The organism is Acinetobacter sp. YH01022 (assembly GCF_013420235.1).
Taxonomy (GTDB): domain Bacteria; phylum Pseudomonadota; class Gammaproteobacteria; order Pseudomonadales; family Moraxellaceae; genus Acinetobacter.
Genome location: NZ_VOYP01000036.1, coordinates 1 through 15165, shown reverse-complemented (window position 1 = coordinate 15165; position 15165 = coordinate 1). Strand labels below are relative to the sequence as shown.

Genomic DNA, 15165 nt, shown 5'->3' with positions numbered 1-15165 from the left:
GCGTTGTTTTTTTCTAAAAGGCGATGTTTTACATCGCCTTTTTTATTACTGTTTTTTATATTAAGTGAATTTTAAGTTTGGTATTCTACATTAAGACAACAGTAGAAAGATTAACCAACAGTCATGTCAAATATCATCAGTCCTATACGTGATAAAATAAAGCCCATTTCGTTAAGCCTGTTTAATTTATTGCTGGCAATATGGTTGGGCTTGGTGCTGAATTTTGCCTTTTTTCAAAAAATACAAAGTTTGACCCCTTATCAGGGCAGCAAAGCCTATTTATTTTTAATCGCGACCGTATTGGTGATCGTGGCGGCCTATAACCTGATTTTTCAGCTGCTGCAATGGCGCTGGAATGCAAAAATACTGGCTTCAATTTTTTTAGTGATTGGGGGCTTTACGGCCTATTTTGTCAATAGTTTGGGCGTGGTGATTTCACCTGAACAAGTTCAGAATATGATGCAAACCGATGCCCGTGAAGTCCGCGGATTGATGTCCTTACGCTTTGGGCTTTGGACGCTGGTATTTGTCATTTTCCCACTCATTTTTGTGGCGCTCGTTCGGATCAAGCCTGAAGCTTTTTTACCTAAACTTGGCAAAAAAATGTTAAGCAGTATCGCTTCATTGTTAGTGGTTGGCGCCTTGCTGTTTACCTTTTATGTAGATTATGCTGCGATTTTCCGGGAACATCGTGATTTGAAAGGCATGATTTCTCCACAAAATGCCATCGCATCGACCTTATCGTATTACCGTAAATCTGCACCTAAAAAGAATTTACCTTTAGTTCGTTATGGTGAAGATGCTCATTTGCTTCAGCCAGTCAATAAGCAGGCTAAACCTAAGCTTATGGTGTTGGTAGTGGGTGAAACAGCCCGTGCAGAAAGTTTTTCATTGAATGGCTATGCCAAAAATACTAATCCTGAACTGTCTAAACTGGATATTATCAATTTTAGTCAGGTGAGTTCATGTGGTACTGCAACCGCTGTATCCGTACCCTGCATGTTCTCCGGCATGCCTCGAAAAGATTATGACGAACAGCTGGCCAGTCACCGTGAAGGATTACTCGATATCGCACAGCGTGCCGGCTATAAAGTGACCTGGATGGATAATAACTCTGGTTGTAAAGGTGCCTGTAACCGGGTTGAACAGTATCAGATTCCGCAACAGCTCAAAGATAAATGGTGTGCCAAAAATGGCGACTGCTATGATGAAATTTTGGTGGATAGTCTAAAAACTTATCTGGCTACAATTCCTGAAACCGATAAGACTCCACGTTTAATTGTATTACATCAGATGGGTAGTCACGGACCTGCTTATTATCAGCGTTCCAAAGCACCCTTCCAGCCTTTTAAACCAAGTTGCGATAGCAATGCAATTCAAGGTTGCAGCCGTACAGAATTGTTGAATAGTTATGATAATTCCATTGTATATACTGACCATGTTTTAAGTTCACTCATTCAGGTGTTAAAAGGCAACAGCACTTATCAAAGTGGGTTCTGGTATCTGTCTGATCATGGTGAATCGACAGGAGAACATGGTTTATATTTACATGGCTCACCTTATGCGATTGCGCCTAGCCAACAAACTCATGTTCCAATGTTGATGTGGTTTTCTCCTGAATGGACTGCACAAAATTCTGCGCAAATCACTTGCTTAGCCCAGCAAAAAAGCAAACAATTAAGTCAGGATAATCTGTTCCCAAGTCTGTTAAGTTTGCTGGATGTCAAAACCCAAACCATTGATGAACAAAACAATATGTTGCAGAACTGTCAGTCAAAACAGAAAGTATGAGTTTAAAATATGGCTAAAATATTGATCATTGAAGATGATTTCATGATTGCTGAATCCAGCATCACTTTGCTGAAATATCAGCAATTTGATGTGGAATGGGTCAATAATGGCATTGACGGTTTAAAGAAACTCATACAGGAAAAGTTTGATATCGTCCTACTCGATCTAGGCTTGCCGATGATGGACGGGATGCAGGTATTGAAACAGATTCGCCAGCAGTGGCCGGCTTTACCTGTGCTGATTATTTCAGCACGGGATCAACTGCAAAACCGGGTGGATGGATTGAATAGTGGGGCAGATGATTATCTGGTCAAACCCTATGAATTTGATGAACTGTTGGCCCGCATCCATGCTCTATTACGTCGTAGCGGGGTAGAATCTGCGCTTCAGGACAGCCCGCAAATTTTAAGTTATGGCGAACTCACGCTGGATGTTGAACAGCACATTGCCAAGTTTAAGGGGCAATATATTGACCTGTCCAATCGTGAATGGGCGATTTTGATTCCCTTGGTGAGTCATCCCAACAAGATATTTTCTAAAGCCAATTTAGAAGATAAATTGTATGATCTGGATAGCGAAGTAAGCAGCAATACCATTGAAGTGTATGTGCATCACTTACGCGCCAAACTTGGCAAAGATTTTATTTGCACCATTCGTGGTTTAGGTTATCGACTGGGACAATTATAAATCAGACAACGATAAAATCAGCTAGAAGGTCAGCCACAGGTGCAGTCACAGTATTCATTAAAAAAACGCCTGATTATTTATGTTTCTGTTTTTAGTATTGCCTTGGGCTGCTTGCTGATTTTTTCTGCTTACCGTATTGCCCTGCAAGAAATTAATGAAGTGTTAGATGCCCAGATGCAGAATCTGGCAGAACGCGTCGCGCAGCATGATCCTGAACCGGTGCAAAGCAAGTTTGATCAAGCCAGGCATTATCACGAAGAAGACCTGTTTGTCGATGTCTGGTCTTATGCAAATGAAAAACATAAAAGCCATGCCATGAATTTATTGGTTCATCCTGTGAAAAAAGCAGGATTTTATACCCATAAAACCGCACAAGGGGTTTGGCATACTTACATCCTGCCTTTAGAACATTATCAGATTCAGGTGAGCCAGCAACAATCGACACGGCAGCATCTAGCATTGGAACTTGCCGGCAGTATGTTTATTCCTTATTTACTGTTTATGCCTTTTGTGATTTGGGGACTGAGCTGGATTATTAGCCGCAGCCTGCAGCCTTTGGATGATTTTAAAGCGGAATTGGCACAACGTGATTCGGAGGAATTAAGTGCCATTGAATCAGATAATTATCCGCTTGAAATTGTGCCGACCATTACCGAAATGAATCATTTGTTTGAGCGGATTTCCTCTGCACAGCAGGAGCAGCGGCAGTTTATTGCCGATGCAGCACATGAGCTTCGTACGCCTATCACTGCATTGAATTTACAGATGCAGATTCTGTTAAAACAGTTTCCTGATGCTCAGGAGCTACAGAATTTAAGTAAAGGATTAATCCGGATTCAGCATTTGGTCAGCCAATTACTCAGTCTGGCAAAACAGGATGCTTCAATTCTGGAGGTCGAGACCAAACAGCAGTTTTTACTGAATCAGGTCGCGGTGAATTGTGTAGAACAGCTCGTTCATCTGGCCATGCAGAAAGAAATTGATTTGGGTATGGAACGTCAGGAAGATGTGGTGCTGTATTGTCAGGAATCAGCAGTACATTCCATTATTTATAACCTGATTGATAACGCGATTAAATACACGCCCAATCAGGGAGTGATTAATGTGTCTGTATTTGAACAGGCAGGTTTTGCCATGATTCAGGTCGAAGATAGTGGACCTGGAATTTCCCCCGAACTGTATGAAAAAATTCTTAAGCGCTTTTATCGTATCCATCATCATCTGGAAATAGGCAGTGGTCTGGGGCTTTCTATTGTGGATAAAGCCACAGAAAGGCTCGGCGGCAAGATTTCTTTTTCCAAGAGTGCCAGCTTAGGTGGCTTGCAGGTCAATGTGCAATTGCCACTCTAGCCGATCACTTCTCTTAGATGATGGGTTCTAGCAGATAGGTGTGAGCAGTTAAACTGTCTCAGCTGTTTTATCCATGCTTTGGCTTGGTGCAAATCTTTTATAATTGAGTAGATAAAAACTCACGTTAATGAGCCAGATAATCCATGCAGTCCATAAGTTATGGCTGAGAAAATGTGCTCCACGCATCATTTGCGCCCAGCCCATCGCGAAACCTAAAATAAGCCCTGAGACCAGAAAAAAATAGGCACGCTTTTTATTGGAAAGCCTAAATACAAAAAAACCAGCCATCAGTGCAAAGCCGGTAGATGCATGTCCCCCCGGGAAACAGTGCCCTTTGGTGGCAGAAAAATCCCAGAAAAAACCTTGATGGGTAGGAATGGTGATATTCCAGGGGCAGGCATGGGCAGACTGTGATTTCAACAAGCCAATAATCGAGGTGGAAAGGAGGATCAGCCCAAAGAAATAACCATAGGTCCAGCGTAAAGCTTTAACTTTCTCAAACTTGAACGATGCTAGCCAGATTAAAAAAAAGCCGGCATATACCGCAATAATCAGATTTTTGACATAACGATGGTTCAGTTCAGCTAAATACCAATTGTCACGTAACAGGAATTTCCCGGATTCACTGACCCAGGGATGAATCAGCGCCAGATCCAGTGCCCCCCCAATCGGGAAACAAACCAAAAGCAGGCAAAAACTGATAATGAGAAAACAGCCCTGATAGAGCATGAAGCGTTGCTTATCGTGCATAGTAAAGATCAATTGATTTTAGTGCTGCGATTACAGCAATAAAAACTTAATCCAGACTTAAGCGAGCTTGAATCGGTGGGGAAAATCGCCGTAAAAGTATCGTGTTAAGTATGATGTTGTGTTAAATGCTGATAAGCATATCCAGGAAAGAGCATAACCGGATCAAGCTTTAATGCTACATTAACGGCAAGATTGCTATAGGTATTCAAATGAAGATTCGTGCTGTTCTATTCGACCTGGATAATACCTTAACCCATCGTGATCGAAGTATTCTGGCGTATAGTCAATATCTGGTACAAGTCTATCAACATCAGTTACCGCATGATGCAATTGGGAAAATTCAGGCGATTATCCGTCGCATTGATAATGGTGGCTACCCTAAAAAAGAATTGCTCACCCATCCCAGTATTGCTGCGTCTGTGGCTTATGCCTTGCAGCAGGAATTAATCTGGAAAAGCATGCCACATTTGGATGAACTTACCCAGTTCTGGTTTCAGCAATTTGGCTTATCTGCAGTGGCCATGCAGGGTGCCAGTCAGCTCTTAACCGAACTAAAACAGGACGGTTATCAGCTGGCGGTCATTTCAAATGGTGGACATGCGACCCGACTCACCATTTTACAGGGTTTGGGTTTTAGTCATTATTTTGATGAAATTGTCAGTTCTGAACTGGTCGGCATCAGTAAACCGAATCCGGAAATTTTTCTCTATACCAGCCAGAGATTGGGCGTTGCACCAGAACATTGCCTTTTTGTCGGTGATCATCCCGTCAATGATGTACAAGGGGCAATGGATGCCGGTATGCAGGCTGTCTGGTTACAGGGTTTTCATGAAGTTCAAGATCAGCCCATAAATCGCATTCAATCTCTGGCTGAAATTAAGCAGTTTTTATAATTACTTTTACGCATTCATTGTGTCAGGCTACTAAAGTCCAGATAGAAAAAAGCGACTCTTTTGAGCCGCTCTGAAAATCGAAATGTCGTTTAGATAGTCAGTTTAAAGCATCAGCTTTAAAAAATGGTTTCTTCCGAATTGGCTGAAATTTTATGAATAGACAAATCGGCACCACGGAATTCATCTTCCTGTGATAAACGAATGCCCATAATCAGTTTAAGTACGCCGTAAACGAAAAAGCCACCAGCCAGTGCAATGGAGATGGCCAGTAAAGTACCAATCAGTTGAGAGAGGATTGAAACACCGCCCAAACCGCCGAGCCATTGCTGTCCGAAAATCCCTACGGCTAAACCGCCAAAGCTGCCGCATACGCCGTGTAATGGCCAAACACCGAGTACATCATCCACTTTCAGTTTGTTTTGGGTATAAGTGAATAGTTTGACAAAAATGACCCCAGCCACCATGCCAATGATTAATGCACCTACGGGGTGAACTACATCGGAACCTGCACAGATGGCAACCAGACCAGCCAAAGGACCGTTGTGCAGGAAGCCCGGGTCATTTTTGCCGATGAAGTTGGCCGCAATAGTACCACCAACCATCGCCATCAGTGAGTTAATGGCAACCAGTCCAGAAATGGCATCCAGACGTTGTGCACTCATCACGTTAAAACCAAACCAGCCGACAATTAGAATCCATGAACCAAGTGCCAGAAAAGGAATGGAAGAAGGGGGATGTGCACTGACACGACCATCTTTTTTATAACGGCCATGACGTGCGCCCAGTAAAATGACTGCTGCGAGTGCAATCCAGCCACCCATAGCATGCACCACGACTGAACCGGCAAAATCGTGGAAAGCTGCACCAAAAGTTTTGGTTAGCCAGCCTTGTAATCCTAAATTGCCATTCCAGGCAATGCCTTCAAAGAAAGGGTAAACCAGTGCCACCAATAATAATGTGGCAATTGCTTGAGAACGCATTTTGGCCCGTTCTGCAATACCGCCGGAAATAATGGCAGGAATGGCGGCAGCAAAGGTCAGCAGAAAGAAGCAGCGCATCAGGTTGTAGCCATGATCTGCGGCTAAGGTTGTACCGATATGAAAAAAGTGTTGTCCATAAGCAATATAGTAGCCGACAAAAAAGTAGGCGATGGCAGAAATGGAGAAATCTGTCAAAATTTTACTTAGGGCATTGACCTGATTTTTATGTCGTACTGTGCCCAGTTCCAGGAATGCAAAACCTGCATGCATGGCTAAAACTAAAACTGCACCAAGAAGGAGAAAGAGTAAATCTGTATTTTGCATTTTATGGCTCCATTTTAGTGCTTAAAATCACAAAAAGAAGATCAGTATAACCATGAGATTATTTTCGTGAAGATGGTCGAAATGGGGAAATTTTGATTAAGGCTGAGAAAAAGACTACAAGACTCGATATAAAGCAATTACTTGCTGAAGTATGAATGATTTGCGTTATTATGGTGCAATATTGTTTAATTTAAATTATAAATAAATATATGAAAATTGAATAAAATTTAACTTTTTTAAAGAAGTTGGTTTTATATATTTTTTATAGCACTGAATAGTAGCAAGTTTAGCCCGATAAAAATGTAAACGGGTTTCTCGCTCATCATAAAGAAAAAATGAAAAATATATTTAAAGAGATTCTAATTTGGTTCAGTTTTAGAAATTGAGCACAAAAAAACCAAGCCAAAAACTCTGGACTTGGTTAAAGTACTCACTCTTTTAGTGCAAAATTTTATTTAGGAACTGCTGCGCGCGCTCACCTCGTTGGGTGTTAAAGAATTCATCTTTGCTGCAGTCTTCCACAATTTTTCCCTGATCCATAAAAATCACCCGGTTGGCCACCTGGCGGGCGAAGCCCATTTCATGGGTCACACACATCATGGTCATGCCTTCTTTGGCCAGTTCGACCATCACGTCCAGCACTTCATTGATCATTTCCGGATCGAGTGCCGAAGTCGGTTCATCAAACAGCATCGCAATCGGGTCCATGCTTAAGGCACGGGCAATCGCCACACGTTGCTGCTGGCCACCGGACAGTTGTGCCGGGAACTTGTTGGCGTGAGCACTGAGTCCGACCCGCTCCAGATAGGCCAGGCCTTTTTTCTTGGCTTCAGCTTCAGAACGGCCCAGTACTTTAATTTGGGCAATGGTCAGATTTTCGGTAATGCTCAAATGCGGGAACAGTTCAAAATGTTGGAACACCATACCCACACGGCTGCGCAGTTTGGTCAGGTCAGTTTTGGGGTCCTTAATGGAAATCCCGTCCACAATAATATTGCCTTGCTGAAAGGGTTCCAGACCATTCACAGTTTTAATCAGAGTCGATTTACCTGAACCTGAAGGTCCACAGACCACCACCACTTCTCCTTGGTGAATCTGGGTGGTGCAGTCGGTCAGTACCTGAAAATCTTTGTACCATTTACTAACATTTTGCAGATCAATCATCACTTTACCATCAGTCATACAGTTAACTTCCTTTGTAATTTTTTAACGGCATAGGTCGCGATCATACTCACAGTGAAGTACACCAAACCTGCAAATAAAATATATTGGGTCAATAGCGACATCAGGTCGCCACGGACATAGTTGGTCCGGAAAAAGTCCAGCAAACCAATGGCATAAACCATGGTGGAATCCTGAAACAGGATAATGGTCTGTTGTAACAGCAGCGGGGTCATTTTACGGAACGCCTGCGGCAGAATAATGAGTCGCATCGACTGGCTGTAACTCATGCCGAGTGCATAGGCGGCCGCAGTTTGGCCCTTGGGAATGGACTGGATGCCAGCTCGGACAATTTCCGAAAAGTAAGCCGCTTCAAACAGCATAAAGGCCACGATACTGGACACCAGTGCCGTATCAATAGTCAGGTAATTGCCCGTCACAGCCGTATAAATAAACGGTACGGCAAAATAGAACCACATCAAGACCAAAAGTAAAGGGATGGAACGGAACAGATTGACATAAGCTTGCGCAAATAAATTCAGGACTTTAAATGACGATAAGCGCATTAAGGCCAGCAAGGTACCAATTAAAATACCACCGATGGTCGCACTGATGACCACTTTTAAGGTAATGCTCATGCCATGCGACAAGGCTGGAGCGGAGAGTTGTAAGTCATTTAAAAATGCAGTGAGCCATTCCATTATTTATCTCCTGCAATCAGACCGGGAACACGTAAGCGTTTTTCCAGCATATTCATTGCCTGAATTAAACAGAAGTTAATCACAATAAAGATGATGGTCACAAAGGTATAAATTTCGATAGTGTTCTGGGTATATTCACTGATGGTTTTCATCTGGGAAATAATTTCTGCCACACCCACCAGTGATGCAACTGAAGTGTTTTTGACACAGTTGGTTAGCTCGGAACTCAGTGGCGGTAAAATCATCCGGAATGATTGCGGTAAAATCACATAACGGTATAGCTGAGCAGTGCTAAAGCCCATGGCATAACCGGCATTGACCTGACCGACCGGCAAGGCTTCAATCCCGGTACGCACCTGTTCACAGACCCGTGCTGCTGTAAATAGCCCCAAACCGACACTGGCGGAAATGAGTGCCGTAGTATTGGCGCCCAGATCATTCATCCACCATGATTTGATGGGCGTAGGTAAAAAGTTGGGAACCACATAGAACCAGATAAACAATTGAATTAATAAGGGGACATTACGAAAGATGGTGACATATGCCGTGCCAATGCTCCGTGCGGTTTTGCTGGGTAAGGTGCGCATGATGCCCAGTATGCTGCCCAACACCATGGCAATGCTCCAGGCCACTACCGCAATCACCAGCAGCCAGCCCAGACCGGTCACAATCCAGTTCAGATAGGTGGTGTCGCCCACTCCAGTGGGCTGAAATAAAACTCCCCAGTTCCAACTATAATTCATAGTAACTCCTGAGTCGGGTCAGGCAAAAAAGTCCTTTTTCTGCCTGACATATTAAGTTGTTGTTCTAATGTTTATTGGTCACGATCATGTGGATTACTGATTAAAGCTTTTAACTGATCAGACATCTGGAAGTTCAGGTTGATATTTTTCGGTGGAATGGGTTGCTGGAACCATTTCTGATACATCTTGTTGATTTCACCGGAGCTGTAGGTGGCTTTAATGGCATCATCAACTACCTGTTTAAAACCGGTATCGCCTTTACGCAGCATGCAGCCATAAATTTCATGAATTGGCGCAGTTCCGACAATTTCCCATTTATTCGGATCGGCGGCTTTGGATTTTTCCCCGGCCAGCAGGATGTCATCCATCATAAAGGCCGCAGCGCGACCGTTTTGCAGCATCAGAAAAGATTCGGCATGGTCTTTGGCCGAAATGATTTCTCCAATGCCCAATTCCTGCTGATGCTGACGGATATAACGTTCCGATGTCGTCCCCGCCGTAGTGACCAGTTTTTTACCTTTCAGGTCGGCAAAATCTTTAACGCCAGAATCTTTCGCTGTGAGCAGACGAGAGCCGACTTCAAAGAAACCGACCGAGAAATCGACCTGTTGCTGACGTTCCTTGTTGTTGGTAGTCGAGCCACATTCCAGATCCACCGTACCGTTTGATACCAGTGGAATCCGGTTTTGGCTGGTCACCAGGTTATAACGAATTTTTAAATCCGGCATATTCAGATTTTTCTTCACAGCATCTACAACTTTTAGCTGTAAATCATGTGCATAACCGACCGGTTGATTTGGGTTGTCGGCAATATAAGAAAAGGGAATAGAGGAGTCACGATAGCCCAGAACAATGGTGCCAGATTTTTTAATCTTATCCAGCGTACCGGATGCGCTGGCATCCCCAGTTCCAGCAGTTTTTTCACCCGATGCGGGAGCCTTATTGTTACTACAAGCACTTAGCCCAAGCATAAGAGCACTTGCACAAAGTAGGGAGGTGATACTGCGTTTATGTGTCATGTATAAAACTCCATTTTTATTTCATTATCATCAAGTGCCTAACAGGCAGCCAAGGTCATCAGTTTTGTTATGTAAAAGGTATTTTCTGTGCTGTACATAAATAGATCAGATTTCATCTTAAGCGAGTTTTCAATGATTGCTCAAGCAAGTTTTTTTACCGTTTTGTTACTGATAAATGATTATCAAACAATCAGTTTTTGAAACAAGACTGCATCAAATGCAATGCTAACTGCTGCAGGAACTATGCCATTTAAAATATGATTATTACTGTGTCGACTCAGCTTTTAGCCGATAAACTTGAATTAAAGCCAAAACCAGTTGAGGTACTGCCAGTTTATCTGAGCATCGGTTCTTTGATAGCCTTGGCCCAGCGGCAACAGCCACAGCGCGGGCAGGACTGCTCGGGCTGGTCAGGATGATCGACATGGCCACAGTACATGCAGGCATAATAAGTGTTAGGTTCTATCTGGTTAACTTGCTGATATTGCTTGGGAAACAGCGGCAAGCCATAACTGATATCTTCAGGGTGAAAAAGCAGGATACTAAATTTACCATCGCTTTCGAGCAGCCCGGCACGCACCTGACCCAGATGTTCAATGCCTTGCTGGCGCATTTCGGCAAAGAATTCATCGTGTGACATTTTGCCGCGCTTGATTTTCTCCAGCACCAATACACCATCTTCTACAATGTATAGCGACTTGCCTTCCAGTAAATCTTCAAAGGGTTGGTATTTCATCATCAGCCAGGTGGTCAGGCGGTACATCAGGATGATCACGCTCATGATCAGCAGTGCCTGAATCAAAGGCAGATCCTTGGTAAACATCGGATCGCCGGCAATCGAACCGAGGGATAAAATAATGGCCAGTTCAAACACCGAAAGCTGCCGGACTCCGCGTTTCCCGGTCAAGCGTAAAAACAGAATAATCATGATAAACATACACACGCAGCGCACCACAATTTCAGCGGCAAATTCCCAGTTGGTGTCGTGGATGAAAATACTGGCCCAATCCATGTGTGCAGTTCCTTTTTATGCTTTATTCATCATTCTTTTTATACTATGCACGAGTAGAGCAGTACGTATCTTTATAGTTCGGTAAAGAACTGCAATTATTTGAGTCACTTAGTTAATGCAAATAAAAACAGCTTTAGAATGGAAAATGAGCAGTTTCACACAAATCTGCACGGTTCGCTATGGCACACTCACTATGGCATTGCTTCTGCTGATCGAGTTCAGGATGCAAGGCGTACTGCGTGTAAATCCGCTATAATTTTTCTTTTGCATTTTTCTGCCTTATGTCTTTCGATTTAAAAACCATTGTTCAACCCGATGCCGAGCTTTCGCCACAACAGAGAAAGCTGAACCGTCTGATTGATAAAATTGAACAGCAGCAGCTTGAACTGAAGCAGTGGCAGCAGGCTCAGGAAGAAATCCAGCAATATACCCGTCAAACCTTGATGCCTGTTTATCACGAGTTGCATGCAGTGTTGTTTCAGCAACTGGAACAGCTATGGAAGCATTTGCATGCTGCAGAATTTTCCAAGGCAGAGCTAACGCAGCTGGATGTCAAAATCCAGTCTCTTGCAGCTTATTTAAAAGACTCTGCATCTTTATCAGGGCAACACGCCCAGATCGTGGATGACATTTATAATTACTATCAACAGCATATTGAACATAAGCAAGCCAGAAAAAATAAAAAGCCAAGAGCAGAGGATATAGAGCTATTCTTTGCTGATGAAAACGTTTCGGATCAGATAGCATCTGAGGATTTTGAAGAATGGGACACTGAGCAGTATCAACAGGCACGTGAACAAGCCAGGTTAAAACGCCAGCAGGAAAAACTTGAACAAGCTGCAAAGCTGGCAGAGCAGTCCCTAAAAACTGTGTACTTAAAAATTGCTGCGACCATTCATCCAGACCGTGAGCCGGATGAAGCTAAAAAAGCAGAAAAGACTGAAATGCTGCAACGGGCGAATGAGGCCTATGCAGCGCAGGATTTATTTTATTTACTGAAACTGCAAATCCAGATTGAGCAAAACCGAGGTGCGTCGCAAAAGGGTTTAACTGCCGAGCAGATGAAGTTTTATCAACTGGCTTTAAATATGCAAAGCCAGAAACTGGATGACCAGATAGAAGAAATGATTCAATCGTTGAGCTGGAATAAAAAAGCCTATACAGGCAAAGTAAAAATTGCAGATTTATATAAGCAGGTAGATGCTGATACTTCAGCGCTGAAAAAGCAGCTAAAAGGGGAGAAAGAGCGCTTGAAGTATATGAAGAAAGTGAGTGGGGTGGAGATGTTGATGGAGCATAAAGCATTATAATTTACCTCTCCCTAGCCCTCTCCTAGGAGGAGAGGGAACATTCATTACTAAATCCATGTATGCATTAAATCAAATAACGCTCCCTCTCCCTTTGGGCATAGGTATCTACACAATTTCCGAGCTTTGCGTTAAATTGAAGAGCATGCTCTTCAATTTCACATCTCTGGTCTGGATCAGCGTCTTGTCAAACGCTATAACAGCCTTGTAAAACTCAATATGAATCCTCTTGCTTCACTTGCTCCCGCAATCAAAGACCTAGCCTCTACCCAAAAGTCGAGTTTCTCAACTACACAGGCAGTTTGGCGATTCCTGAATAATGATAAAATCTCTTTTAGTCAATTAAACCAGCCGATTAAGCTTCTTGCATGCGAACAGATCAAGACATCACCGCATCAGTATGCATTAATCGTTCATGACTGGTCTCAGCTGCAGTATGTGAAGCACAATCATAAGGTTCAGCGTCTTCAAAGAACACAGGTGAATTCAGGCTATGAATTGCAAAGCAGTTTACTTGTCGATGCATCATCAGGGCTCCCGATTGCGCCATTAGCTCAGACGCTAACAGATGCATCCGGCTGTTACTCTACATTCAGTGAACAATACAGCGAGCGCAAGTCCCATTTGGACTCACTCGCAGAACAAATTAAAACGATTGAACAGTATCCGATTGAGAAAACAAAAGTCCATATCATTGACCGTGAAGGAGACTCGATTGCCCACTTGAGGGAAATCAGCAGCCATGGTTTTAAATGGTTGATCCGGGCCAAAGAAAGCCATCGGATTGAGCATCAAGGGGAAACCTACAAAGTTGCAGAAGCCGCAGAAAAAGTAGTAACTCAGCAGGTTAAGCCGATTGCTTATAAAGGAAACCGGCATATGCTGCATGTTGGAGAAACCGATATTCGGATAACGCGTGCAGCAAAGCCGAAGAGAAAAGACGATTCAGGCCAACGGGTTACTCCCCAGCCAGGCAAGGCGGTTGCAGCCAGATTAATTGTTGCTGTGGTGAAAGATGCTCAAGGTAAAACAGTCGCGAGATGGTCGCTGATCAGCAATGTTTCTTCAGAGATTGATGCGGTAGAACTAACCACCTGGTATTACTGGCGCTGGACAATTGAGTGCTATTTCAAGCTTCTCAAGCAGGCAGGCCATGACGTTGAATCATGGCTTCAGACCACACCTGCAGCGATTTTAAGACGGCTCCTGATCAGCAGTATGGCGTGTGTGCTGACTTGGCGAATACAGCGTTCTGAAGATGAACAAAATCAGAAAATTCGTATATTTCTGGCCCGTCTTTCAGGCCGACAGCAGAAGAGAGGTAAGTTGGAAAGTGCACCTGCAATATTGGCAGGACTTTCGATTTTACTGAACACTCTTCAACTGCTCTCGGAATATTCAATAGATGAACTGAATGAAATCGCAACAATTGCATTAGGTACCTAAAGATGTGTAGATACCTATGCCCTTTGGGAGAGGGTCGGGGTGAGGGAAATTTGTTATAATCATCAAAAAAATAAAAACAAAATTTCTATGAATAAGAAACTTGACCCTCAACTTTTGCTCTTCGCCAAATCCATGCGCCACACCGCCACTGATGCAGAACACATCTTGTGGCAACTCCTACGTGCCAAGCGTTTTATGAATCTCAAATTTCGCCGTCAGCATGTGATTGAACCTTATATTGTGGATTTTTACTGTCATGGCATTGGTTTGGTGATTGAGTTGGATGGTGGTCAGCATGGAACGGATGATGCTATTGAATACGATGCTGAACGCACCAAGTTTTTAGAGGCTTTGGGTTTAACCATTGTACGATATTGGAATAATGATGTGTTGGGAAGGATGGATGTGGTTTTAGAAGATTTATGGAATGTGTGTACTGAATTAAAAAATACCTCTCCCTAACCCTCTCCTGATAGGAGAGGGAACTCCATTGTGAAATCCATACAGGTATTAAATCAAATGACACTCCCTCTTCCTATGGGATGAGAAGCACTGCTTCGCAAGGGGGTGAGGATTATTTCTTAAATGAAATAATATCTTTTAAAGAGAGCGTTCAAAATTCTGTGTCAGCCGAATTGGCTAGAGTTTAATTATATCATCGAGCCTGCCTTCAAAGTAAATCGATAACTGTGTGATGGTTTGCCCCCAGTTTGTCACCGGCATTGTCCATTTTTCAGAAGCCTGTTGAATGCCAATATACAGCAATTTCAGCAGGCTATTTTCATTCGGGAAAGCCCCCTTGGTTTTGGTCAGTTTTCTGAATTGGCGATGTACTGCTTCAACCGCATTGGTGGTATAAATTGGCTTCCTAACCGCTTTCGGATATTTGAAATAGGCACTGAGTAAATGCCATTTTTCACGCCATGAACGAATGACTTTCTCGTATTTATCCCCCCATTTGGCTTCCAGCTCATCTAGCGCCATTTCAGCTGCCTGCTTGG

15 protein-coding genes are annotated in these 15165 nt (G+C 43.2%); 7 read left to right on the top strand and 8 right to left on the bottom strand.

Features of this window, described 5'->3' with window-relative positions; genetic code table 11:
* Window positions 1-123: 123 nt before the first annotated feature.
* The 3 genes from FTT87_RS12285 to FTT87_RS12275 are packed head-to-tail and all read left to right on the top strand — an operon-like array spanning window position 124 to window position 3828.
* Window positions 124-1791 carry a phosphoethanolamine transferase gene (locus FTT87_RS12285; RefSeq protein ID WP_180043218.1) on the top strand — a complete coding sequence of 556 codons (1668 nt, stop codon included), beginning with the start codon at window positions 124-126 and terminating at the stop codon, window positions 1789-1791.
* 9 nt (window positions 1792-1800) lie between these two features.
* A complete protein-coding gene (locus tag FTT87_RS12280; RefSeq protein ID WP_166170465.1) occupies window positions 1801-2478 on the top strand; it encodes a response regulator transcription factor in 678 nt (225 codons plus the stop codon).
* Window positions 2479-2517: 39 nt separating this feature from the next.
* Window positions 2518-3828: an ATP-binding protein gene (locus FTT87_RS12275; protein ID WP_180043216.1), complete on the top strand. Its 1311-nt coding sequence runs from the start codon at window positions 2518-2520 to the stop codon at window positions 3826-3828.
* A gap of 48 nt (window positions 3829-3876) precedes the next feature.
* Here the strand turns inward: FTT87_RS12275 and FTT87_RS12270 are convergent, their stop codons facing one another.
* Window positions 3877-4578, bottom strand: a complete 702-nt coding sequence (locus tag FTT87_RS12270; protein WP_180043215.1) for a phosphatase PAP2 family protein — start codon at window positions 4576-4578, stop codon at window positions 3877-3879.
* A 209-nt stretch (window positions 4579-4787) separates the two neighbouring features.
* Here FTT87_RS12270 and FTT87_RS12265 point away from each other — a divergent pair, with 209 nt between their 5' ends.
* Window positions 4788-5471, top strand: coding sequence for an HAD family hydrolase (locus FTT87_RS12265; protein ID WP_180043214.1), 684 nt, complete (start codon window positions 4788-4790; stop codon window positions 5469-5471).
* A gap of 116 nt (window positions 5472-5587) precedes the next feature.
* Here the strand turns inward: FTT87_RS12265 and FTT87_RS12260 are convergent, their stop codons facing one another.
* From FTT87_RS12260 to FTT87_RS12235, 6 genes are all read right to left on the bottom strand, one after another.
* On the bottom strand, window positions 5588-6775 hold the full coding sequence (locus FTT87_RS12260) for an ammonium transporter (protein ID WP_180043213.1): 1188 nt from the start codon (window positions 6773-6775) through the stop codon (window positions 5588-5590).
* A 438-nt stretch (window positions 6776-7213) separates the two neighbouring features.
* Window positions 7214-7939 carry an amino acid ABC transporter ATP-binding protein gene (locus FTT87_RS12255; RefSeq protein WP_171263231.1) on the bottom strand — a complete coding sequence of 242 codons (726 nt, stop codon included), beginning with the start codon at window positions 7937-7939 and terminating at the stop codon, window positions 7214-7216.
* 14 nt (window positions 7940-7953) lie between these two features.
* Window positions 7954-8637, bottom strand: coding sequence for an ABC transporter permease subunit (locus tag FTT87_RS12250; RefSeq protein ID WP_180043212.1), 684 nt, complete (start codon window positions 8635-8637; stop codon window positions 7954-7956).
* Entirely contained in the window at window positions 8637-9380 is a 744-nt protein-coding gene (locus FTT87_RS12245; RefSeq protein WP_180043211.1) for an amino acid ABC transporter permease, read from the bottom strand. The genes FTT87_RS12250 and FTT87_RS12245 overlap by 1 nt, the downstream gene beginning before the upstream one ends.
* 71 nt (window positions 9381-9451) lie before the next feature.
* On the bottom strand, window positions 9452-10399 hold the full coding sequence (locus tag FTT87_RS12240; RefSeq protein ID WP_180174934.1) for a transporter substrate-binding domain-containing protein: 948 nt from the start codon (window positions 10397-10399) through the stop codon (window positions 9452-9454).
* A 334-nt stretch (window positions 10400-10733) separates the two neighbouring features.
* Window positions 10734-11411 (bottom strand): YetF domain-containing protein, encoded by a 678-nt coding sequence (locus tag FTT87_RS12235; RefSeq protein ID WP_180174933.1) that lies wholly within the window; start codon window positions 11409-11411, stop codon window positions 10734-10736.
* Window positions 11412-11692: 281 nt separating this feature from the next.
* Between FTT87_RS12235 and FTT87_RS12230 the strand changes: the two genes are divergently transcribed.
* The 3 genes from FTT87_RS12230 (at window position 11693) to FTT87_RS12220 (ending at window position 14626) form a co-directional block, all read left to right on the top strand.
* Window positions 11693-12721: a molecular chaperone DnaJ gene (locus FTT87_RS12230; RefSeq protein WP_180174932.1), complete on the top strand. Its 1029-nt coding sequence runs from the start codon at window positions 11693-11695 to the stop codon at window positions 12719-12721.
* 216 nt (window positions 12722-12937) lie between these two features.
* On the top strand, window positions 12938-14164 hold the full coding sequence (locus FTT87_RS12225) for a transposase (protein ID WP_180174931.1): 1227 nt from the start codon (window positions 12938-12940) through the stop codon (window positions 14162-14164).
* Between the two features lie 87 nt (window positions 14165-14251).
* Window positions 14252-14626, top strand: a complete 375-nt coding sequence (locus tag FTT87_RS12220; protein ID WP_180174930.1) for an endonuclease domain-containing protein — start codon at window positions 14252-14254, stop codon at window positions 14624-14626.
* Between the two features lie 177 nt (window positions 14627-14803).
* Here the strand turns inward: FTT87_RS12220 and FTT87_RS12215 are convergent.
* A partial coding sequence (locus tag FTT87_RS12215; RefSeq protein WP_180174929.1) for a transposase occupies window positions 14804-15165 on the bottom strand: 362 nt, incomplete at its 5' end.